We start from the raw sequence: 23,499 nt of genomic DNA on the forward strand, positions 1-23,499 counted from the left end.
ATCTTTCTGCCTAACACGCTCTTGATGATGATATCAATGATTTTTTTCAGCCTTTTCTCTCTTTTCAATTTCTTTTTTAGCCATATATAATGCCCCAGCTACTAAAGAAATGATATCTAATCCCACAATAAAGTAGGTTTCTGTATAGCCCTTCATGTACGAGGCAAATAAAAGCGCTGCTGTTAATGCAATGCCCACATAATGATTATAAGTAACCTTTGAAAATAAAATAACGAGCAGGAAAGGAAAAACAAGTGCAAATATGGCTTTTGTAATCACAAAAACCCTCCCTCTTCTTGGTCTACTCCCTTGATTATAGTAAAGATTGGCATATTGAACAATTCACAGTTTTCAATTTCACCTATTTTTCTTTCTGTTCGGAGACTTTTGTTATAGATATAGAAGGAAATTAGTGAGAATGTCCCCTTTGTAAAGATAGGTCTTTCCGTCTTTGACAGTAACATCCAATAAATCCTATGATTAAAATGATAGTGCGCACTATCATTTTAGAAACGATAGAGAGACAGACAAACCATTGGCTATTTGGATAAGGGGGCATTCCCATGTATTCAGTTCTATTTCATGCGGCTGAAGAATCCGCAGCACTCGCAGGGGCAAAAGGCCTGAATTTAATCAAATTAAACAATCACGGCCTGCCAGTCCCAGATGGATTTATTATCAAAACCAACAGCTTTTCAAGCTTTCTTTCATATCACAACCTGCATCCAACTGAACAAAACCTTGCTGACAAAATCAAAAAAGCATCGTTTCCTTCTCAAATGGAAGCAGAACTCCTTTCGTCCTTTCAATCATTGCGGAAGACTTATCCCTCAGTTGCAGTTCGATCCTCTTCTGTTGCTGAAGATCTCGAAGGCGCCTCATTTGCAGGACAGTACGAGACCTATTTAAATATCAAAACAAATGAAGAATTCTTACAGGCTGTCAAAGAATGCTGGTCTTCTTATTTTGGAGCGAGAGTGACAGAATATAAGGAAGAGATGGATGAAAACGAGGAAGAGATGCCGCTCATGGCTGTTGTCGTTCAAGGATTGATCCATTCTGACGTCTCCGGTGTCATCTTTAGTGAGAATCCCGTAACAGGAAAAACAAATGAAATGATGCTCACAGCAAGCTACGGACTAGGAGAAGCAATCGTCTCCGGGCTTGTGACGCCTGACACATTTGTTATAGACAAAGAGACACTTTTTATTGAAAAATCACTTGGAACGAAAGAGCTGCAAATTATCCCTTATCAAGAAGGTGTCATTGAACAAGCAGTAACGGAAGAAATGGCTGGTCAGTTTTGCCTGAATGATGAGCAATTAGAAGAAATCACGCAAATCACCAAACAAGTAGAAGCACTTTATGGTCATAGCGTCGATATCGAATTTGGAATAGCAAATGGCACATTTTATTTACTTCAAGCCAGGCCGATTACCGCAGCCCTCTCAAAAGCAGCAGATGAGACAGCGGGCGCTTCTTTTCAAATGCAGCCAGACGAGCTGCAGGATTTCTGGATCTCAATGGACGATCATCTGCCGGGCCCAACAAGTCCTCTCTTTTCAAGCCTGATCATCCCAGCATTAAAAAGCGGTATGAAGAAAAATGGTGAAAAATATCAAGTGCCTGATCTGAATATTAAAGATATCAAGCTTTATAGAGGTCACCTGTATTCATCACCGTCACTGCCTGAAGCAAGTGCAGAAGCTGCACCAGTTTTTGATGAGAGCATATTTGAGTTATTTCCGCATTTAAGTGAACGTATGTATGAGATTTTAGAGAAAAATTTCTTTCCCTTTTACGAAAAACTCGATCATAAAATGAAGGAAACGATGACCATAGAAGACGCCATCGTCGGCTTCGAAGAATTAAAGACTTTTTATATACAAGCATACGATGATCATTTTGATATTGTCATACCTCAAGTCATTTTATCGGCTATGATTGAAGACATGCTTGTGACGTATACTGGTGATCAATCACAAGTGATCCTGCTGCATGAGATGATGATAGGCGTGATGAACAAATCTCTTGAAACAGACAAGAAGCTATCTGATTTTGCAAAGAGTGTCCATCAAGATACTGAACTTCATCAAGCATTTATGAACCATGAAAAGAATCCAGCACTGCTTGATGCACTCACTCAATCGGAAAAAGGCAGACACTTCATTTCGACATTAGAAGAATTTCTTCAAGTCTATGGCTGGCGATCTGTTAAAAGTCATGACCTTACGGAAGAGACATGGGTGGAAAACCCTGAGTTTATACTAGATATCATCAGAAACAATATTCAACACCAAAGTGATTTTGATGAAGAATTTGCACAAGCCGTCATCAAAAGACAAGAGACGTATGAACATTTTATGAGCCAAGTGAAGGATGAAGCGTTTAAAACGAAATTTGAGACTCTTTACCAATTCGCCCTACAGGCCACTAATATCCGTGACGATCACCACTTCTATATTGATGCCATGTTAGATGCTAAAGCCAGGGTATATCTATTAAAGATTGGTGAACTTCTTGTACAAAAAGGAGCGATCCCTCATCCAGAAGATCTATGGTACCTCTACGATGAGGAGGTACACACAGCGCTCACAACCTCTACATCATTTGATACGGTCATCGCACAAAGAAAAATTGACATGAAAGATAATGAAGCCATCCAACCACCAGCTTATATGGGTACCCCAACTGAAGCTGAATTGCAGCAAGTAGAAAGAATGCTCGGTTCATTAAGAGAAAATGAAAACAATACAAGCGATATGATCTATGGAATTGGCGCATCTAGCGGCATTGTTTCTGGAAGAGTAAAAGTCATTACATGTGCTGAGGAATTCTCACAATTTCAAAAGGATGATATTTTAGTTTGCAAAACAACCACACCTTTATGGACGAGCTTATTTAGAGATGCAAAAGCAGTCATCACCGATGCTGGAGGCATTTTGTCTCATTCAGCTATTATCGCTAGAGAGTATATGATGCCAGCTGTCCTAGGAACCCGAATAGCGACTGAAACACTTCAATCAGGTGACCTTGTGACAGTAGATGGAAGCAATGGACGCATTCAGATATTAAAACAGCATGCACGTGTCTAACTTTATCGTTTTGGATCATATTGGCGGTCATAGGTTTTATCGGTATACTTACTTTGTTGCAAACACATTCATAACCTGAGGTGAGTATGCTTGTTAAAATCTACAAATCAACGAATCATTCGTGCAACAATGGATTTATTGACTGAAAAGGGCTATCAAAAAACCACAACAAAAGAAATAGCCACAAAAGCGAATGTCAGTGAAGCAACAATTTTCCGCAACTTTAAAAACAAACGCGGCGTTATTGCTGCCATTATGAAAATGAAATCAACGCCGACGAAAACCTTAGAAGCAGAATTTAAAGGGGATTTATACACCGATTTAAAGTTTCTCGGTTCCTATATCCTTGAACATTTAACTTCAAAAAAAGAATTCATTTATATCAGCATGCGAGAACCGGCTATGTTTAAAGATCTGACCAGTCATGAAAAAATTTATCCTCAAGAACTAAGGGAAATGCTGATACAATACTTCAAAAAGATGAGTGCTTTGCATCATGTCTTAAAAGGAAAAGAAGACATTTATGCAGACATTTTCATTAGTACGTATTTCGGTTTTTTTATTCAGCAGCTTGAGCAAGACTTCCAGCTCGTATTAACACAAAAAGATGATTTTATTGAGACATACACACACATTTTCATGAGAGGAATTTCTCCCGCTTAAAGGGTGGAATTCTTCTTTTTTACAAAAGGTGGTATACACATTGAAATTGCAAAAAGAGAATTTGATCATCTATTCTTTGTTACTTGGAGCTATACTAGTTCCGGTCAACTCAACGATGATCGCAGTCGCTTTATCATCCATATCAACTTATTATGATCAATCCATTTCAAACATTACTTGGGTTGTCACGATTTATCTTATTGTCATGGCGGTCACACAGCCTATCGCTGGTAAGTTAGGAGATATATATGGACACCGCCGCATGTATTTAACCGGAGTGACACTCTTTTTAATCGGCTCGATTGGCTGTGCTTTAGCACCTAATCTAGCATTTCTCATCATCTTTCGCTCCATTCAAGCAGCTGGCGGGGCTATTTTAACACCGAATAGCATTGCTTTGATTCGTGCAACAGTGTCACCCGAAAAGCTATCTAAAACAATGGGTTACTTTGGATTTGGTGCTGGTATTGGTGCCGCACTTGGGCCATTTATTGGATCGATTCTCATTCAGAGTTTTGATTGGCATTCCATATTCTTAGTAAATATTCCATTTCTGTTTCTTACACTAGTCACCGGCGTCTTGCTCATTCCAAACATAAAGCATACACGCATACATGCAAGGGTAGATATGATCGGTTCATTGTATTTAACCATCGGAATTGCCACAATCATTTTATGCTCAAAAAGCCAGCTACTAAATGAATATTTAATTTATGGCATTCTAGCATTGATTGTCATTCCTTTATTCTTTAAACATGTACGGAAAGTAAAGAATCCAATTATCGATTTATCCCTATTTAAAAACAGTTCATTTACAAATGCGAATCTGTCGATCATGCTAAGTAATTTTGTGATGTATGCTATCCTTCTCATTATGCCGCTGTTTATGGAACAACAACTTGCGCTTTCTCATACACAAAGCGGTATGATTCTATCGATATTTTCTCTTTGTATGTCTCTTAGCGGTTTATTAGGCGCAAGACTCCATCCAAAAAAAGGCGCGAAAAAAATGATTCGCTTTTCATTTCTCTGCCTTACTTTATCAGGCATCATGTTAATTACACTGAGTCAGTACCCAACCTTACCACTGCTTATCGTGACACTAGTCGCAGGTGGAATTTCATCAGGGATTGGTATGACCAGTATGCAGATGGCTTCTTTAACAGCTGTTGATCAAAGCTTATCTGGTTCGGCATCTGGTATTTTCTCAACCTTTCGATATTTTGGCAGTATCATTTCGTCGACATTGATAGGTATCATGAGTGGTTTCCAATCTTTATTTATTGTATTAATGGGCGCAGGAATCCTTGGCTTCCTTTTATCCCAACGCGTCAAAACGAAATCTACCTCTCCATCATCTGGGCATTCTGCCTAATCACTCCCTGCGCTCTATGGCGATTTAGAGCGGGGGAGTTTTCATTATTTTTATCACTGTAAGCTATAGCTGGCACAGGAATCAAATATTGAAAATCCTTTTTTAAAGATGAAAAAATGCCACATGACTAGACAAAAAAGGAACTTTAAATCGAATTGTCCTCATTCATCTACCTAAAATCTGTTTTTCATCTCTTTCAGCATTGATAACTTCGATTTTTTTTCACAATTTTTGTGGTATGCTTTTTGAAAATAGAGGACGCAAAGGAGCGGAAGAATGGAACGTGTAAAATATGTTGTGATCTATTTATCAGCTCTATTGTTATTCCTGTCAGGCTGTGGAAAAGACCAGCAATTTACTCCACCTGGCAGCTCTCAATCGATCGCGGTCATCTCTCAATTAAAAAAAGCCTCCTTTTCAATAGTTGATTTACAAAAGAATAAAATGATCTCTTCCGTTGATTTAAAACATCCGCTCACTGATCTTATCCAAATCAACAAAGACGTCATCATCGCAACTAGTAAAGAAGGAGAATCGCTTATCGAAATTAATTTAAAAAAAGGTACAGCAACAGATTATATGGATGTGAATAAAGGGCTGACTTCCCTTACATATGATGCAGCTTCTCACACCTTAATTGCAGCAGATTCGCAGAAAAACGTCGTTTATTTTATTGATACGCAGCGTAAAAAAATAAAAGCAACTGTGAAGACCGGAAAGTTACCTTCTTCTATGACACTTTCTCCGTCAGGTACTTTATTTGTTTTAAATGCAGAAAGTCATACTGTCTCTGTTATAGATATTGAGAAGGAAAAACATATACGTACGTTCTCTGTACTTGAACGACCATCTGGTATTCATTTTGATGGACAGTCCATTTGGATCGGTGGTCACGGAAAACCAGGCACCTTAAATAAGAGCATTTTTGCTTACGACCCTCAAACAGGTAAAAAGCAGCGAGAAATAAAACTAGGCGTTATGCCTGTTGCATTCTTTTCAGAGAAAAATTCTTCTACTTTATATGTACTTTGTCATGGAGATCATACGCTATACAAAGTAGATACAGAGAAGAATAAGCAGCTTGCTTCTGTTGAAACTGGTCAAAATCCGAATTATATCACCGCTGATACCACATCAATATATGTGAGTAACTTAGATGACAATTCAGTATCAATTATCGATAAACATACATTCATGATGAAAAATCGACTGAATGTCCCATCAGGACCTTATGCTATCGTGTTGGAGGAAAAGAAATGAAAGAACAAATGCATATTTTAATTGTAGACGATGAGTTCGATATGCTTGAGTTAATCGGATCCTTCTTAAAAAGACAAGGCTTTCACATCATCACAGCTAGTAATGGAATGGATGCCTTACGTCAGCTTGAAAAGGAACCCGTTGACCTTGTAGTACTAGATATCATGATGCCTGATATGGATGGATTTGAAGTCTGCCAGCGTATCAGGCAAACATCTCAAATCCCCATCTTATTCTTAACAGCTAGAAGTTATGAGGAGGATCGAATTAGAGGCCTAGAAATTGGTGCGGATGACTACATCATGAAGCCTTTCAGTCTACGTGAGCTTGCAGCAAGAATTGAAACAACTTTGAGACGAATTAGAGGTCTTTCGCTAAAGCGCAGCCGCATACAGTTTGGTGACATGGAGATTGATCAGGATGGTAGACAAGTCTATATCCATCGGGAGCCCATTAATTTAACTAGAAGAGAATTCGATTTGCTCATGTTTCTTTTACTCAATCAAGGCCAAGTGTTTTCACGAGAACAGCTCTATCAAAAATTGTGGGAATCACATTCTACAAGCGGCTCTTTACGAACAGTCGATACACATATCAAAACGCTGAGACTGAAATTAAAGGGAGCGGAACGGCATATAAAAACCGTTTGGGGTGTCGGCTATAAGTTTGAGGAGGAAGAATGAAGCCTTTATCGATTAAAAAGAAAGTGCTCTTCTTAATCCTTGTAGTGACCGGAATCGTTGCTGCCTCAGCTCTTGCCCTCACCTATTACTTATACCAGCACTTGTATGTTGATAAGCAGATTGATTCCTTAAGTTTACAAGGTAAAAAGCTGGCACAAATTTATCATCAACACGGGAAAGATACGTATTTTACCGATAGAGTAAAATGGGCTAACGACTCGAGTCAGGCGAACATTATTTTTACAGATGACCCAATGGAGCTTTCAAGTGGTCTTCCTTTTGATACGAACACAAATGATAACCTCATTACGTTCAAGGAACGCCAAAAGCTCCTTCAGGGGGAAACCGTCGTGTTGATTAGAGAACACTCACAGTTTCATCAAGATATTCTTGGCATCGCCATCCCTGTTTTCTCAAGCAAAGATGAGCTATCAGGGACAATTTTTCTATCCATGCCCTTATCGGATGTATATGAACCCTTTGTCCAAATCAGATTGACACTTGGCATATCCATTTTATTAATTCTGCTCCTGATTTTCTTTATCGGATATAAGAGCTCCAATAAAGTCGTTCGGACAATTAATCAAATGAAAGAAATTGCGATGGAAATGGAATCTGGCGATTTTTCAAAACGGATGGCTGTGACCAAAAACGGAGATGAATTAAACCAGCTGAGCCGCTCTTTTAACAAACTGTCTTCTACCCTTGAAAAAGTTGAGCAGCACCGCAGGGAATTTCTTGCGAATGTCTCCCACGAACTTCGGACTCCGCTAAGTTATATGAAAGGATATGCTGAAGGTATTGAAGAAGGGATCATTGATCAAAAAAAAGGAATGCACATCATCCAGGATGAGGCCGCACGTTTAAGCCGACTTGTGCATGATCTTTTAGACCTTGCGCAGCTAGAAGGAGATTCTTATCCACTAACGATGGAGCCAATCGTCTTTGCTCAGCTGATTCATGACGTTCTTGATCAAATGGCATTTATCGCTAATCAAAAGGGCATTTATCTGAAACGGACACTTGATGAGGATTGTATTGTGTATGGCGATAGCGATCGGCTGCAACAAGTGGTTCGTAATTTACTGGACAATGCCATTCATTACACTCCCTCTGGAAAATCGGTCTCGATTGAATTACTAGTTCACCAACATAAAGCTGAATTGAGAGTGACAGATGAGGGCAACGGCATTCCAAAAGAAGACCTTCCACATGTTTCTGAGCGATTTTATCGAGTAAATAAGGCACGTACGAGAAAAGATGGCGGCTCAGGTCTTGGACTAGCTATTGTCTATCAAATCATGAAAAAACATCATGGCACGTTCGATATTCAATCTGAGCCAGGATGCGGTACGACAGCCATCATCCAGCTGCCAAATACTCCAGTCGATGAAAACCTGCCTACGATATAGCCAATTAGATTTTTTAGGTAAGGTCATTCGTTTAATCCAAATATACGCATCAGTCGCCTAAATTTGAACAGCTATTTTCGGCATCTTTTTGATCATCTACTTTTATGCATCAATTCCTTTCAAAAGGATAGTCGATTGCTTTCGTTCAAACAATAAAACTACATTAAAAAAGCGTGCGAGACCTTCTTCAAGAGTCCTGCACGCTTTTATATTAAACAGCTGTTTCAAACCGCTTTCTATTGATGAAGAAAGAAAGCGTAATGATGAGATAGATACCCATTGTGACCAAGGTTTGGACAATCGGAGTTGTTGATACAACACCGATAAAAATGGCAATGATCGCAATGACAGAAAACCATGTTGTGAAAGGATACAGCTTGACGCGATATCCTCCTGGTGCTGCTACGCTTCGAGACTTTAGATGCCCGACAGCAATAATAAACCAGATGAATAAGACCGTGTAGCTTAAAGATCCCATTAAATAATTAAAGGTTTGACTTCCTACAAAAAGAGAGATTAATACGGCTACATACAAAGTAGATGTACATACTAGAATCGCTCTGACTGGCACCTGCTGTTTCGACAGCTTCGAAAAGCCCTTCCATATACGGCCATCCATTGCCTGTGTAAATAGTACCCTTGAAGAAGCATACAGACCAGAGTTCATAGAAGACAAGATTGCTAATAGAATAATCCCGTTCATGATATCACTTGCATATGGCACACCAATCGTTGCAAACACCGTGACGAATGGGCTCACTTGTTCATTGTTTACTTGATTCCAAGGAATTAAGCTGACGATGATGAAGAACGGAAGTACATAAAAACCGATGATTCGTACAAATGTACTTTGAATGGCTTTTGGGATGACTTTTTCAGGGTTTTTCGTTTCTGCTAATGTAACCCCAATCATTTCAGTTCCGCCATATGAATACACGACCACCAGCATTGCCGCAATTAAGCCGCCTGTTCCATTCGGAAAAAATCCTCCGTGTTCGGTTAAGTTGGATAATCCCGGTGCTGCATGCTGTCCGAATGAGACAAACAGCATCGTTAACCCAATGATAATAAATAAAAGAATGACAGCAATTTTAATAGAAGCTAACCAGTACTCTGTTTCAGCAAACATTTTGACTGAACAAACATTGATCAATGTCACAACAAGTGAAATGATTAACACAAGTGTCCAAATCGGTACTTGTGGGAACCAGTACTGAATAAAGATTGCAGACACGATCGCTTCTGCTGCAATGTTCAACACCCACATTTTCCAATAAATCCAGTCTAAGAAATAGGCGGGGTATTTGCCTAACACAGGTTCAATTAAATCACGGAATGTTCTAGCGCCAGGTCGTGCAACTGTCATTTCGGCAAGTCCTTGCATAATAAATAATAAAATAAGACCACCAATCATATATGCCAAAATGACAGCAGGACCCGCGATATCAATGGCAGAACTGCTTCCTTTAAACAGACCAGCACCGATGGCACCGCCAAGTGCGAGCATCATGATATGCCTTGACGTCATTGTTCGTTTTAATTGCACATGTTCCTTTTCCATTTTCTATAGCTCCTTTAAATTTGAATCTTCAGACAAATATAAGATAAAAGCATATAAAAAGGCCAGTCATCTCCTTGAAGAGACGACTGACCTTGCAACCGCGTTACCACTCTTATTGACTCAGACATAGCTGAATCCAACTTGAAACCCGATAACGGAGGTCACACGTAAAGACTTACTATTCATTCAGTCTTGCCGCTCCTTGAGCGAGTTCAATGATTCGTTTTACTGCGTTGCACCAACCCGCAGCTCTCTTAGAAAACGGATATTCATTTACTATTCTCAAGTCAAAGCGTTTTATAGTCAATTTGTCTATTTATCAAAGATTTTATTTTTTAAATATACTGACTAACCACACAATTGTCAACAGCCTTTTTCAGACATTTTCTTTTAACGAATCCAAATGGCTACTTCATCCATTGGACGACGCGTTTTGCCGCGCTTTGGCTCAATGACTCGATACCCAAAGGCAGCCATGACAGAGATGTCGTACTGACCATCTTCAAGTAATCCTTCTTCCTCAAGCATACGATGAATTTCATCGTAGCTGAATCCCTCAACAGGGCATGAATCGATGCCGATTTGTGCTGCGGCTGTCATCATATTTCCAAGGGCAATATACGTTTGTTTGGAAGCCCAATCGAAGAGCGTGCGGTTAGTTTCCATCAAATGAAGATCATTCTCTTGGAATTGTTTGTAGCGTTCTTTTACCATCTCAAACGTTTCGTCTGTCATTCCTTTGATTTCCTTGTTGATGTATTCTGCATATGCTGAATCGTACCGGGCGTCTGTTCTTGCCAAAATGATCACAAAATGGCTGGCAGTTGGAAGCTGCTTTTGCGCACCCCATGTATATTCTTTTAATTTCTCTCTAAATGCTTCATTTTGAACGACGAGGAACTTCCAAGGCTCAAATCCGACAGAGCTTGGCGAAAGTCTTCCTGTCTCTAAAATGAACGCAAAGTCATCTTCTGGAATCTTTTTCGCCGGGTCAAACTCTTTTGTCGCATGACGGAATTCATACGCCTCAATGATTTCTTTTTTTAATTGCTTTTTGTCTCGCATGGTATTCATCCTTTCTAGTGAACGATTAGGGTGTGAAGTTTCACCAATCCAATTTCTTTCCATTCCCATATAGAAATTGTTATGATAAGAAAACAAACAACCCGAATGTGTGATGTGATACCTCTATGGTAAAAGAAAAACTTCCTTTGATTCAAGTACGCACATTTTTGTTCGTTAGGTACAATCATGTTCGTTTATCACCCATTTCGCCTTAGAAAGGAGTGTAAAGATGAGTGCACCATCCAATCCAGTCAGTATTGTCAATCATGGCTGTCCCGTTTCCACCACAACGAGTGTAATAGGAGGAAAATGGAAAGGAGTGATCCTTTATCATTTGACTTGCGGTCCAAAACGATACAACGAATTACGCCGGCTTCTGCCAAGGATTTCTCAGCGTGTTCTTACGCTGCAATTGCGCGAGCTAGAACAAGACGGCGTTGTTCACAGAGAAGTCTATGAGGAGGTCCCTCCTCGTGTCGAATATTCACTCACTTCTTTAGGAGATACGTTAAAGCCTATCATCTTCGCTATGCGTGAATGGGGCGAATCCTATGGAAAAGAAGCGCGTCCAAAAGAAAAAAGCTGCCATCTCTAGCAGCTTTTTTTTATGATGAAATCGCCGTTGATTCTTGCTGAGGATCATCCTTCACAAACAGGATGCCAAGCTGATGATGCTCCCCTTCGTAAGAAGCGCGTTTCTCAAACCTTGTCTGACCATTCAAGCCAATGATCTCAAGCTTTGTCAGAGCACGATTGGTTTGAAGGGCTTCGTAAAATTCCGAAACGGTTTTGACTTCAATTCCATTCACCTTTGTAATGACTTCTCCGATCTCAAGCTTTAAATCAGCTGCAGGTGTATTCGGAATGATTCCCAGCACCATTAGCCCTTGATTACGCTTAGAGAAGTAGAATGGAGCTGCATTGTCGTTGACTCTCTGTTTCCATGAGAGGAATGCTCTTCCGGCAATCGCTATCAATACAGCTCCCCATGCAATCGGCTCAAACCAAATACTTGCAGCACCTAGTAAAGCAACAGCGAGTCCAAGCATGAGAATACGCCGTGCCGTAATTTGAATGCTGACAATTGGCAGCGATCCTTGAATCCGCTGCCCGAAACCGATGATGTATGGAATCAAAATAAATGAAAAGCTTTGATCGTGTACTTGAAGCACCGGCCACCATGGCAGAGAAGAAGTAAATTCACCTGCCGGCATCAGCAAAACAAGCGGTAAAAGCCACAGACGATTTGCCCGCTGCTGGCCAATCAAAAGTCCTCTCGCACTCATCACCATTGCAGGCGATGTTCGTAAATGCGCCGTTCGATAGGCTAGAATCCCCTCGGTCATTAATAAAAGTCCTAGCAGAATAACAACGGCTGATGTATTCATCATTGAGAGCTGCGGCAACCATGAATGGCTCACTTGGAAATACATCAGTCCAAGTGCCGCAATAAAGCTGAAACCGAGTGTGTATGCAGACGAAAGCGCACTCGCCTTAAAGAATAAAGAGCAAACAATGGTCATCGCTGCAATCAGCACGATGAATCCAGGCGGGAGGGCAATCCCTAAGCCTACTGAAATGACGGATAGGCAAATCCCTAGAATCCATCCCTTTGAATATGTAAATTTAAGTTCATCGTATACATCTTCTATTCTTGTTTGAAACGCTTTTCTCTCCCGCTTTACGCGGATGTAGCCATGTAACAGGCTGATTAATATCATGAAATAAAAAAGAGGGTGGATTAAAAACAGACCGACCGCTTTTAATCCAGCTCCCATCCACTCCGAGCTCATTATCGTTCACCGCCCAAGTCAAGCATTTTCTCTTATTCTATCAAATAAATCGATGCTTGACACCAGGTTTATTTCTCCTGATTCATCCAAAGTGTGACATTCGACAGTGAAAAATCTTTTAAGTAGTGATTGACATCTACATCTAGTATGCCGCCGAGCAGCTGCATCGACCTCTTGATGTCGGTTAAGTTTATACCAAGTCTCTTATGATTATCCATTAAATAATTGAAGTATATCTCAGCACAGTCTTCATCGATTTCGTCGACTGATTCTACCGTTGTGTAATTGACCAAGTACCTGCTTAACAGCATGAGCAGACTTAATGCCTTTGTAGCGGAAAACGTCACATCTTTCGTACGACTCTTAAGCTCCTCTACCAACTCGTAATATTTTTTCTCTCTCACAATACTTGCCCTTTTCAATTGTGTACCCCCATTTACTAGTTCTTTTAAGAAAAGCGCAAACCTCGGTACAGCTTAATGCTCAAGCTGAATATCCGCAAAAAATAAAATATTTAAAATGAGTGCTACTTTATATTGTAAGAATTATTTATGTAACATACAACTTTCAAAAGTTTCATTTTCATGACATGTTTAAATCAACAGAAAGTCTCTTATATAAATATGTTATCGGGTAAAATCGAAGGAATGTTATGTTTTTTGTAAAATAAATGAATATATTTCTCGATATAATTTATTTTTAAGAATAAACTATTACATGTTTGTGACACTTATGAACCAAAAAAAAGAGGCATTTATTCGCCTCTTTATTTTTTAAGATATAGTGCTTTTAGTGCAGTCTGCAGTTGAAGATCATTTTTTTCATAGGATTTCACTTCATCCACCATTTTGTTCATCATTTTCGCTGTCTTCAGATCAATTACACCTGATTTGTTGAGATTGTATGTGCTTTGGAAGGCTAATACCGCTTTTTTCGTTTCTTCATCAAAGTAGCCGTCTACTCTGCCGGGGTCGAATGACAAGCCCTTTAATAGCGTCTGTGCTTGTCTCACTTCTTCATTGTTCATATCAAGCTGAAGTGGTTCTTTCAGCTGAAGCGGTCCTACAGTAAAGTAATCTGGCTGATGAATCGCAATCGTCGGTACGACACCTTTTTTGTGAATCCAATTTCCTTTTGGCGTGAGCCATTTATACAGCGTTAATTTAATGTTACTGCCGTCACCCATTGGAACCGCCTGCTGCACAGTGCCTTTCCCAAAGGAGACATCACCGACGACTTCATATTTTCCGGCTTCTTTCATAGCACCAGCGAGTATTTCAGAAGCGGATGCACTGCCTTTATCAATTAAGACATTAACTGGGTAAGGCTTCTGTTCTTTCCGCTTTGAAAAATAGCGTTTCCTGTCGCCGTTCCGTTCTGCAATTTGAATATAAGGCTGATCTTTTGTAATAAAATGCTTCAAAATGTCTTCTACACTTTGCAGATAGCCGCCAGGGTTTCCTCTCACATCAAGCACAAGACCTTCTATGCCCTTTTTCTCGAGCTGTTTCAGGCTTGATGTGAAATCCTTCGCAGTATCTTCTGAAAAGCTTGAGATCGCGATATAGCCTGTTTTATGACCATTTACCTCTTTCACAGAGGAAGTCACGGTTTCAAGTGGGATTTCTTCTCGTTTGATATGGAATGTTAACTCTTTTTCAATCCCATTTCGTCTGATTTTCAGAGCGACGGATGTTCCTTTTTTCCCTCTTATTTTCAGTACAGCATCGTTTAAGCTTTTTTCTTTCATCGACTCACCATCAATGCTGATGATTTCATCTTTCGGCTTTAGACCTGCTTTTGCTGCAGGGGATTTTTTAAAGGCAGAGACGATAATGATTTTTCCTTCATCCATCCCCACCTCTGCCCCAATTCCCTCAAAAGAAGAATCAAGCGAATCAGAAAATTGCTTGGCGGTTTGCTTGTCCATGTATACTGAATACGGATCATTTAAAGTTGAAAGCATTCCTTGAATGGCGCCTTCAAGCAGCTTTTGGCGATCCACTTCCTCTACATATTCATTCGAAATAAGGTCATAGGCTTTCTCAATTTTCTCCATCCCATTCTCTTTCGCCTTATCACTTGATTGAGCTTGTCCAGCCATTGCAGCAGCTGCTTGCGGTGACTCCACATGAGTTCCCTCTTTATGCGTCATCACCCCTGCACTGATTAATAGAACGACACTTGCCATAATAGATGCGATTTGTTTTTTCATATTTGGCCTCCTTCTTCAACTCTTCCTGATGACCTGAGTTATTATATGCCAGAAGAAGGGATTTCATGTAAAGACATTCTGCTGCGAAGGCTTGACTAATTATTTTATTAGGTGTAATTTTTATTTTGTTATGATCGAGAAGGAGTCTTCGCTATGTATATTATATTGACGATGCTATTATTAGGAATTTTATTAGGATTTGTAGGAGCAGGCGGTGCTGGTTTTGTCATCGCATTGCTTACGTTAATTTTTGATATCCCTATCCATACCGCACTTGGGACATCTTTAGCCGCAATGGCATTTACGACGTTATCAGGTGCATACAGCCACTACAGGGAAGGGAATATTCAGCTGAAATCTGGTTTGATTGTCGGAGCTTTGGCTTGTGTGGCTTCCTTTGCAGGAGCTAAGATTGCTCCTTTTATTCCAGAAGGAAATCTGCACTATTTAACAGCTGGCATGCTCTTTTTATCCGCTGTGTTTATGATGATCAAATTATTTGTTCTGAAGGAAGAAGCTGAGCAGCAGCCGCTTTCTTCACGTCAGTTGCTCATAAGGGGTATTATTTTAGGACTTGTATCCGGATTGCTATCAGGTATGTTTGGTATCGGGTCCGCACCATTTATCCAAGTAGGACTTTTGATTTTACTGAGGCTTTCCATTCGACAGGCAGTTGGTACGACGATGCTTGTCATTATTCCAATTTCCATCGGTGGTGGAATTGGATATATTACAGAGGGCTATGTTGATTTTATCTTGCTCATTCAAATTTTAATCGGAACAGTATTAGGTGCATATATTGGCGCAAAATTTACACGCCTTGCACCGAAGCTTTTATTGAAATCGGCTGTACTGTTAACACCTATTATTGCCGGTTTACTGCTGTTATTTTAATTTTATTTAGAATAAGAAAAGCCGATAACATGATGTTATCGGCTTTTTGATTAGCGAATATATTGCGCTGGATTGACTGCATTTGATTTTGCGCCATTCCATAATCCTTTATGAATTTCAAAATGGAGATGCTGACCATGTGACTGGCCTGTATTACCCATATATCCAAGGAATTGTCCTTGCTCGACTCTCTGCCCTGTGGACACACTTCTTGTAGATAGGTGGGCATATACCGTTTGATAGGTCTGTCCATTGATATTATGCGTAATGAATATCACATTCCCGTAGCTCGATGAGTAGCTTGAGTTCGTGACTGTTCCAGATGCAGCTGCGACGACAGATACTGTGCCTTTTGCTGCAATATCTAATCCGAAGTGGTTTCCGCCAGAACGTCCGCCAAAGCCAGATGAGAATCGGCCAGCAGCTGGTTTAATAAAGCCTGAGCTGCTTGCTGGTGTATCAGATATTTGATCTGAACCGCCACTTTGAGGTGTAGGTGCACTTTTTTCAGCAGCTGCTTGTTCTGCTTTCTTTGCTTCTTCCTTTTGGCGGCGTGCTTCCTCAGACTTCACAGCCGCTTTTTGGTTCGCTAAAATTTCTTGTTCATTTTCAAGTTTGCCTAATTCATCATGGGCATGGTTCTTTTTATCTGTTACATTCCCTAAGATTTTTTCTTTTTCTTTTTGCTGTTTAGACAAATCCTTTTTCAACTCTTCTAGCTCTTTCAGAGATGTTTCAAGTCCACTTAGCTGATTATTTAGCTCTGCTTCTTTTTGCTCCACCAGCTTTAAATCATTTTCATGTTCTGTAATCATGTCTTTGTCTGCTTCGACAATGGTTGTAACAGCTCCAACACGACCGACAAAATCACTAAAGCTGCGAGCACCCAGCAGCACATCTAAATAGTTGATCGTACCGCCGCTTTTTTGCATCGAACGAATTCGATCTTTGAAAATAGCTTTTCTTTTTTCAATTCGATCATTGATGACTTGAATGTCTTTTTTTAGTTTCTTGATCTCTTGCTTCGTTTGTTTGACTTCTTTTTCTTTTTCTGCGACTTTTTCAGTTGCAGCACTTACCTTGTGGTCAATCTTTTCAATTTCTTTTTTGAGCTTGGATTCTTTCTTTTCAAGCTTAGCCAGCTCTGATTTCTTTTTCTTCAAAGTTGATTCAGTCTTTGATGTTTTCTCTTCGATTTGTTGACGTTTTTGATCTAGGTCTTCGTATGCGAATGCACGATTCTCGTTCCCTGGAATATACAGCCACGTTGTTCCAATAAACGCTGCCATTCCAGCCATCATCAGCTTTCTTTTCAAAACGATATTCCCCTCCTATGACAACTGTCTGCATGAAGAGTCGACCGGATGAATCGGTTCAACCGGTCACACCTTCTATCAAACTCTCGAGTGCTGCCATCAAAAATAGATTTATACTTTTAAGAATTTACGGATGGACGTCAAGCTTCCCCATACACCAATGATTGCACCGATCAAAAGAAGGACCAGTGAAACTTGATAGACAAACGGGTTATATGGAAGCATGGAAATAAATGAGCCTTGTACTCTCGGTGCCACCCAGCCCACTGCATATTGATATGTGCCAAGCAGTAGAGCAATCGGTATAATGGAACCAAATACACCAAGCAGTAATCCTTCAATGAAGAATGGCCAGCGGATAAACCAGTTCGTTGCACCTACGAGCTTCATAATCTCGATTTCTTTACGTCTAGCAAAAATCGTAATTTTGATCGTATTAGAGATCAAGAACATGGCTGTAAATAAAAGCCCAATAATGAGCGCAATCCCTACATTCCGCGCCACTCCAACCACATTAAAGAGTCGGCTGACTTCTTCTTTTCCGTAGGTTACTTTATACGTACCTTTTAGGTTTTCTAATTTCTTCGCTACTTTTGGTGTATCGTGTGGATCTGATGTTTTCACAATAAACGCATCGTTTAATGGGTTTTCTTGATCAACAAGTCCCATGGATTGTCCATTTTCACCAAAGCTTTTAATCAGCGCTTTTAGTTCGTCATCTTTAGATGAGTACTTGACATCACTGATTTCAGGAATCTTATCAATTTCTGCTTTTAATTCATCCTGCTGCTTTTGATTCGCTGTTAATTCGATTAACACTTTTACTTCTACTTCTTTTTCAGCGTTCGATGCCATGTTGTTCAAGTTGAGCATAATCACAAGAAAAACCCCAACTAAAATCAATGTGACAGTGACCGCACTAATTGATGCAAATGTCATCCACGTGTTTCTTCCAAGTGAACGGAAGCTCTCACGTAAATGCCGCGAGAGAGTTTTAATCATAAATGCCGTACTCCCCTCTTGCTTCATCACGCACAATCATTCCATCTTCGATTGCGATGACGCGTTTCTTCATGCTGTTTACAATCTCTTTGTTATGTGTCGCCATGACGACTGTTGTTCCTCGGTTATTAATCTCTTCGAGTGTCTTCATGATTTCCCAAGATGTGTCTGGATCAAGGTTTCCTGTCGGCTCGTCTGCAATGACTACCTCAGGACTATTCACGATCGAACGAGCGATAGATACACGCTGCTGCTCACCGCCAGACAGCTGGTCAGGAAATTGTCGTGCTTTGTGCTTGAGCTGTACCAAATCAAGTACATCCAACACTTTTTTCTTAATGATATGAGGCTGTTCCCCAATGACTTCAAGAGCAAATGCCACGTTCTCAAACACTGTGAGGGTTGGAAGTAGTTTGAAATCTTGGAATACTACGCCAATTTCTCTTCTTAAGTAAGGGATTTCTTTTTCCTTAATCGAGCCTAAATCTTTGCTATTAATTAAGATTTTCCCTTTGGTTGGCTTCTCTTCACGATACATCATTTTGATGAAAGTGGATTTACCAGCACCACTGGGACCAACAACATACACAAACTCTCCTGGGTGGATAGAGACATTGATTCCATTGATCGCCTTTACACCGTTAGAATAGATCTTGTAGACTTCCTTCATTTCAATCATGTAATCACCTAATCTTTTCTTATTGCTGACTAATCAGCTTATCATGATGTTTTGACACTTATCGTCAAAAAACGTTATGTATGGTCACGCACATACCCTTCGATACGTACAAGCAATTTATGTCCTTTTCATCCAAAAAGATGAAAAAATTGAATCGTCTAAATTTCAACAACTCCAATTATACGTCATGAATCGACGCAATGGTATTACATTTATATTTCAAAACTTATCGTTAAAAGGTAAAAACAACATTTAAAACCGAAAAATATGTCTTTTTACCCTTATTTTTTAAATAAAACTTAATATAATACGTTTTCATACTATCCAAAAGTCTTTTTCTACATATAAAAACAAAAAAACCTTGTCGATTAGACAAAGGTTTTATTTTTTCTCTGCAAGCCATTTTGCTACTTCTTTTGCTTGCTTCTCATCTACCATTCCGCTTGGCATAGAGCCTTTACCATTCTGTGCAATATCTGCAATTTGGCTTTCATTATATTTCTTCCCTACTTCTTTCAGGCTTGGTCCGCCTCCGCCAGATAGGTCTTTCCCATGACAGCCAATACAGTTTTGCTGATAAATTTCCTCACCACTGCTCACAGTTGAAGCACTTTTGCTGCCTTCTTTGTCACTGTCACTGCTGCTTGAATTTCCTCCACAAGCCGCAAGAACAAGAATCATCGCTGCAAACAGCATCATTAATCCGCTCTTTTGCATCAATTTCCCTCCCTTACAATCATTTGGTCAACGCTATTATATCCTTGTTTACGCCCTTTTAAAACCCTCACCAAGCACCTCTTTTGCATCCATTACGATGACAAATGCTGATGCATCGATTGCTTTCACCACTTGTTTCAACTTTGTGAATTGTGACTGTCCAACGACACACATTAGAATTGGACGGTCATGATCGGTATATCCTCCAACTGCTGAGATTTTTGTGACACCACGGTCAATTTGATCAAAAACTGCCTGTCTGACTTCATCCTCATGCCCTGTAATGATCATCGCCATTTTCGAATGACTGAAGCCGGCCTGTACGACATCAATCGTTTTACTTGAAATAAACACACCAATGACAGCGTACAGTCCCTCTTCAATCCCAAAAACAGTCATCGCAGCCAGAACGATTAGGCCATCCATCATTGCTAAACAGGTACCAAGCGTGAGGCCTGTATATTTATTGATGATTTTGGCAGCGAGCGCCGTTCCACCTGTTGACCCATTTCCAAGGAACACGAGCCCTATGCCGATCCCAATCACCACTCCGCCAAAAATAGCTGCTAAGAGTGCTTCATGTGTCACAGGTGCAATATGCCTTGTGACAAACACCATCAAAGGTAAGAAAATAGAGCCAACGAGCGTTTTCACGCCAAATGTACCGCCTAATAAATAAAAGCCAGCGATAAACAGCGGAATGTTGAGCCCCCACTGTACATATGCCGCCTCAAAGCCGAATGACTGCATAATCGTACTAATCCCGCTCACACCACCTGCGGCAATCTGATTCGGTAATAATAACGTATTAAATCCAATCGCCACAATGGCTGATCCAATTAAAATGAACAAGTAATTCTTTGCTTCAATCCATAATTGTGAATGTCCCTGCTTCATGTCTGTCTTCCTCCGTTACTTCTGAATGCACACCTATTTTAAGCCCTCCAATTATGAATGTAAATAACAGCCAAATGCAGTGCTAATGGATTAACACTTTATCACACAAACGGATCAGCGTGCTTGCCGTTTGGCATAGGAGCAAATGATGGTATATTTAATATGTACATGAGAAAGAAGGGACATGCGATGAAGAAAATACTGAAGATCACAGGCATTACATTACTTGCACTGATCATTTTGGCTTTTGGTGCTTTCTATACATGGAGCCGGTTTACATACGGACCATCTGCCGCTTTAAAAAAGCAAGTGAACATCGAGCAAGTGGAACATAAAAACGACGTATATACATTTGCATCAACTAAAAGCGATACGGGCATCATTCTCTATCCAGGAGCAAAGGTAGAACCACTTTCGTACGCCTATATTGGGAATGAATTGATGAAAAAAGGCTATTCTGTCTTTATCCCTGACATGCCATTTTCGTTTGCGATTTTTAATACAAATAAAGCACAAGATATCATAAAAGATCATCAAACGATCAAACACTGGTATATTGGCGGTCATTCACTAGGCGGAACAGCCGCCGCTATGTTTGCAGAAAAAAACCAGCGCCAGCTCGACGGTCTTTTTTTCCTTGCGTCTTATCCAGCATCAGATGAGCTGAAATCATCCTCCTTGAACGTCCTCTCTATATCAGGTGAAAAGGATGGACTTGCGACACAAGAGAAAATCAAGCAATCGAAAACAAATTTGCCGTCTCAAACCGTTTATCATGAAATAAAAGGCGGGAACCATGCTCAGTTTGGCATGTATGGTAAACAAAAAGGTGATCAGCCAGCGGACATTCAAGCCCTCACACAGCAAAAGGATATCGTTCAGACGATGCTTGGATGGCTAAAACCAGCAAAAAAGCTCCATAAAGAAGACAAAGGGCTAAAATAAAGATCATTTTAACCCTTTGTCAACAATCTAAAGCTTCCGTAATGGGGGCTTTTCATTTTCACTTTTTCGTCGCTTCTAAAAACTCTTCAGCGTCTTCTACAGCGAGGCTAATGGCTTCCTCCCAAAAGTCTTTTTGGGTAAGATCGACACCTAAGTGCTTAAAGGCCAAATCTTCTACTGTCATTGAAGCTGTGTCCTTTAATAATGCAATGTACTTTTCTTCAAACGAAGTACCAGCCTGCAAGGCCTTTGCATAAATTCCTAGTGAGAACATGTAGCCGAATGTGTACGGGAAATTATAAAACGGTACACCTGTGATATGGAAATGCAACTTAGACGCCCAGAAATGCGGATGGTATTCATCTAAAGAGTCACCAAAGGCTTCTTTCTGCGCTTCTACCATCAGCTCATTCAACCGATCCGCCGGCACTTCTCCTTGTTTACGCTCTTCATAAAAACGCTGTTCAAATAAGAACCGAGATTGAATGTTCATGAAAAATGCTACACTCCGCTGCAGCTTATCCTCTAACAAGCTGAGGCGCTCCTCTTCATTTGCCGCTTCTTTCAATGAAGCATCAGCCACAATCATTTCTGCGAATGTCGACGCCGTTTCAGCTACATTCATCGCATATTTGCGATTAAGAATGCGAACATCCTGCATCACTTCCTGATGGAACGAATGACCAAGCTCATGCGCAAGTGTCGCCACATTGGATGGACTGCCTGAGAAGGTCATAAAAATGCGGGACTCTCCGCTGTCAGGGAAATTTGTACAAAAACCGCCTACTCGTTTGTTCGGGCGATCCTCAGCTTCTACCCAACGCTCATTAAAGGCCTTTTCTGTAAAAGCAGCAAGCTCTTCTCCAAATCCAGCGAAATGCTTCACAATAAAAGCAGCTGCTTCCTGATACGGATAAATCTTGGTCTCACTGCCAATAGGAGCCCCAACATCAAACCAGCTTAGCTTATCCACTCCAAGCATGTCAGCCTTTCGATGTAAATAATCAATGAATGGCTGCTTATTTTCATCAATCACAGACCACATGGCATCAAGGGTTTCTTGTTTCATCCGGCAAATTTCAAGCGGCTCTTTTAAGATATGATCCCAGCCTCTTGCTTCATATACTTGCAAACGAAAACCTGCCAAATGATTGAGCGTGCTTGCAAATAGATGTTCGTCCTGCGTCCATGCATGCTCTAGGTTATGATAAACAGCCTTTCTGACTTCACGGTCTGAATCATCCATCGCATTTTCCGCTTGGCCGACAGAGATCATCTGCGTTTCACCATGTTGTTCAAACGGAATCGTAATCTTATTCACTAAGCTAGAATAAAGCTCATCCCACGCATGGTAGCCATCTACGGCTAGCTTTTGAATCAATGTTTCTTGTTCAACAGGCAATTGATCCTTCACGCGTTCTCTGCGTTCATTTAATATGTAGCGAACATCTGAAAAGGCCTCTGAATTCATGAGATCCTCCCATTTTCCAGGAGAGATGGCAGCAAGCGCCTGATCAAACAGCGCAAGAATGGTACCTAAATCAGCTTCCAGCTTAGCAATCGTACCTCGAAGACTGCCAGCCTTCATATCCTTTGTATTTTGAGATTGAAGACAGGAAACAAATGAACCTGCTTGAGACAGTTTTTTATATGTGGTTTCATACGTGTCAAGGACAGACGTTAATTTGCTTTCAATGTGTGTATCTTCTTTTGAAAAGGCATCGACCTTTTGTCGTAATTCATCTAATAGCTGCTGAATGTGTTGCAAGTATGTTTTAAATTCTGGTGAAGCGCTGCCTCCTTTAAAAAAGGCATCTAAATCCCACGTCTCTTGTAATGTTGTTAATCCCAAAATATTTCCCCCTTTATTTGCTAATTTCATCATACAAAGGATATAGAGTCAGTATGGCGTATGTATTCCTTTATA

21 protein-coding genes and 1 other annotated feature are annotated in these 23,499 nt (G+C 40.3%); of the genes, 9 read left to right on the forward strand and 12 right to left on the reverse strand.

Annotation, left to right across the window (positions count from 1 at the left end; all coding sequences use genetic code 11):
* Window positions 1-33 precede the first annotated feature (33 nt).
* Window positions 34-279: a CsbA family protein gene (locus tag MHB83_RS01980; protein ID WP_003212837.1), complete on the reverse strand. Its 246-nt coding sequence runs from the start codon at window positions 277-279 to the stop codon at window positions 34-36.
* A gap of 284 nt (window positions 280-563) precedes the next feature.
* Here MHB83_RS01980 and MHB83_RS01985 point away from each other — a divergent pair, with 284 nt between their 5' ends.
* The 6 genes from MHB83_RS01985 (at window position 564) to MHB83_RS02010 (ending at window position 8,488) form a co-directional block, all read left to right on the forward strand.
* Window positions 564-3,095, forward strand: a complete 2,532-nt coding sequence (locus MHB83_RS01985; RefSeq protein ID WP_137054354.1) for a PEP/pyruvate-binding domain-containing protein — start codon at window positions 564-566, stop codon at window positions 3,093-3,095.
* Window positions 3,096-3,185: 90 nt separating this feature from the next.
* Window positions 3,186-3,758 carry a TetR/AcrR family transcriptional regulator gene (locus MHB83_RS01990; protein WP_050944304.1) on the forward strand — a complete coding sequence of 191 codons (573 nt, stop codon included), beginning with the start codon at window positions 3,186-3,188 and terminating at the stop codon, window positions 3,756-3,758.
* 40 nt (window positions 3,759-3,798) lie between these two features.
* On the forward strand, window positions 3,799-5,133 hold the full coding sequence (locus MHB83_RS01995; RefSeq protein ID WP_050944306.1) for an MFS transporter: 1,335 nt from the start codon (window positions 3,799-3,801) through the stop codon (window positions 5,131-5,133).
* A gap of 276 nt (window positions 5,134-5,409) precedes the next feature.
* Window positions 5,410-6,393: a hypothetical protein gene (locus tag MHB83_RS02000; RefSeq protein WP_050944309.1), complete on the forward strand. Its 984-nt coding sequence runs from the start codon at window positions 5,410-5,412 to the stop codon at window positions 6,391-6,393.
* Window positions 6,390-7,076, forward strand: a complete 687-nt coding sequence (locus tag MHB83_RS02005; RefSeq protein ID WP_342496585.1) for a response regulator transcription factor — start codon at window positions 6,390-6,392, stop codon at window positions 7,074-7,076. The genes MHB83_RS02000 and MHB83_RS02005 overlap by 4 nt, the downstream gene beginning before the upstream one ends.
* The gene (locus MHB83_RS02010; RefSeq protein WP_050944312.1) at window positions 7,073-8,488 is read left to right on the forward strand and encodes an ATP-binding protein; all 1,416 of its coding nucleotides are present in this window, start codon (window positions 7,073-7,075) and stop codon (window positions 8,486-8,488) included. The genes MHB83_RS02005 and MHB83_RS02010 overlap by 4 nt, the downstream gene beginning before the upstream one ends.
* A 211-nt stretch (window positions 8,489-8,699) precedes the next feature.
* Here MHB83_RS02010 and MHB83_RS02015 read toward each other — a convergent pair whose 3' ends face one another.
* Window positions 8,700-10,049 (reverse strand): amino acid permease, encoded by a 1,350-nt coding sequence (locus MHB83_RS02015; protein ID WP_050944314.1) that lies wholly within the window; start codon window positions 10,047-10,049, stop codon window positions 8,700-8,702.
* A gap of 75 nt (window positions 10,050-10,124) precedes the next feature.
* Window positions 10,125-10,349: a binding site (T-box leader), on the reverse strand.
* Between the two features lie 90 nt (window positions 10,350-10,439).
* Window positions 10,440-11,114, reverse strand: coding sequence for an NAD(P)H-dependent oxidoreductase (locus MHB83_RS02020; protein ID WP_340901185.1), 675 nt, complete (start codon window positions 11,112-11,114; stop codon window positions 10,440-10,442).
* Window positions 11,115-11,343: 229 nt separating this feature from the next.
* Here MHB83_RS02020 and MHB83_RS02025 point away from each other — a divergent pair, with 229 nt between their 5' ends.
* Entirely contained in the window at window positions 11,344-11,709 is a 366-nt protein-coding gene (locus tag MHB83_RS02025) for a winged helix-turn-helix transcriptional regulator (protein WP_050944318.1), read from the forward strand.
* Between the two features lie 10 nt (window positions 11,710-11,719).
* Here MHB83_RS02025 and MHB83_RS02030 read toward each other — a convergent pair whose 3' ends face one another.
* From MHB83_RS02030 to MHB83_RS02040, 3 genes are all read right to left on the reverse strand, one after another.
* Window positions 11,720-12,907 (reverse strand): PDZ domain-containing protein, encoded by a 1,188-nt coding sequence (locus MHB83_RS02030; RefSeq protein WP_050944320.1) that lies wholly within the window; start codon window positions 12,905-12,907, stop codon window positions 11,720-11,722.
* 68 nt (window positions 12,908-12,975) lie between these two features.
* Window positions 12,976-13,329 carry a swarming motility protein SwrAA gene (locus tag MHB83_RS02035; RefSeq protein ID WP_007500014.1) on the reverse strand — a complete coding sequence of 118 codons (354 nt, stop codon included), beginning with the start codon at window positions 13,327-13,329 and terminating at the stop codon, window positions 12,976-12,978.
* Between the two features lie 344 nt (window positions 13,330-13,673).
* Window positions 13,674-15,122: a S41 family peptidase gene (locus MHB83_RS02040; RefSeq protein WP_050944323.1), complete on the reverse strand. Its 1,449-nt coding sequence runs from the start codon at window positions 15,120-15,122 to the stop codon at window positions 13,674-13,676.
* A gap of 153 nt (window positions 15,123-15,275) precedes the next feature.
* On the opposite strand from MHB83_RS02040, the gene MHB83_RS02045 reads away from it, so the two are divergent.
* Window positions 15,276-16,016 (forward strand): sulfite exporter TauE/SafE family protein, encoded by a 741-nt coding sequence (locus MHB83_RS02045; protein WP_003213751.1) that lies wholly within the window; start codon window positions 15,276-15,278, stop codon window positions 16,014-16,016.
* Between the two features lie 50 nt (window positions 16,017-16,066).
* On the opposite strand, the gene MHB83_RS02050 is transcribed toward MHB83_RS02045, so the two are convergent.
* From MHB83_RS02050 to MHB83_RS02070, 5 genes are all read right to left on the reverse strand, one after another.
* Window positions 16,067-17,332, reverse strand: a complete 1,266-nt coding sequence (locus MHB83_RS02050) for a M23 family metallopeptidase (RefSeq protein WP_050944327.1) — start codon at window positions 17,330-17,332, stop codon at window positions 16,067-16,069.
* Between the two features lie 111 nt (window positions 17,333-17,443).
* Window positions 17,444-18,334, reverse strand: coding sequence for a permease-like cell division protein FtsX (ftsX, locus tag MHB83_RS02055; protein ID WP_034620145.1), 891 nt, complete (start codon window positions 18,332-18,334; stop codon window positions 17,444-17,446).
* On the reverse strand, window positions 18,327-19,013 hold the full coding sequence (ftsE, locus tag MHB83_RS02060; RefSeq protein ID WP_003213646.1) for a cell division ATP-binding protein FtsE: 687 nt from the start codon (window positions 19,011-19,013) through the stop codon (window positions 18,327-18,329). The genes ftsX and ftsE overlap by 8 nt, the downstream gene beginning before the upstream one ends.
* Before the next feature lie 381 nt (window positions 19,014-19,394).
* Complete coding sequence (gene cccB / locus MHB83_RS02065; RefSeq protein ID WP_003212771.1) at window positions 19,395-19,730, reverse strand: cytochrome c551; 336 nt, start codon at window positions 19,728-19,730, stop codon at window positions 19,395-19,397.
* 48 nt (window positions 19,731-19,778) lie between these two features.
* Complete coding sequence (locus tag MHB83_RS02070) at window positions 19,779-20,627, reverse strand: YitT family protein (RefSeq protein WP_003212797.1); 849 nt, start codon at window positions 20,625-20,627, stop codon at window positions 19,779-19,781.
* Between the two features lie 189 nt (window positions 20,628-20,816).
* Here MHB83_RS02070 and MHB83_RS02075 point away from each other — a divergent pair, with 189 nt between their 5' ends.
* Window positions 20,817-21,572: an alpha/beta family hydrolase gene (locus MHB83_RS02075; RefSeq protein WP_050944330.1), complete on the forward strand. Its 756-nt coding sequence runs from the start codon at window positions 20,817-20,819 to the stop codon at window positions 21,570-21,572.
* Window positions 21,573-21,630: 58 nt separating this feature from the next.
* Here the strand turns inward: MHB83_RS02075 and MHB83_RS02080 are convergent, their stop codons facing one another.
* A complete protein-coding gene (locus MHB83_RS02080; RefSeq protein WP_050944333.1) occupies window positions 21,631-23,424 on the reverse strand; it encodes a M3 family oligoendopeptidase in 1,794 nt (597 codons plus the stop codon).
* Between the last annotated feature and the right edge of the window lie 75 nt (window positions 23,425-23,499).

It is taken from the genome of Bacillus sp. FSL K6-3149 (assembly GCF_038630515.1).
Classification (GTDB): Bacteria; Bacillota; Bacilli; order Bacillales; family Bacillaceae; genus Bacillus; species Bacillus pumilus.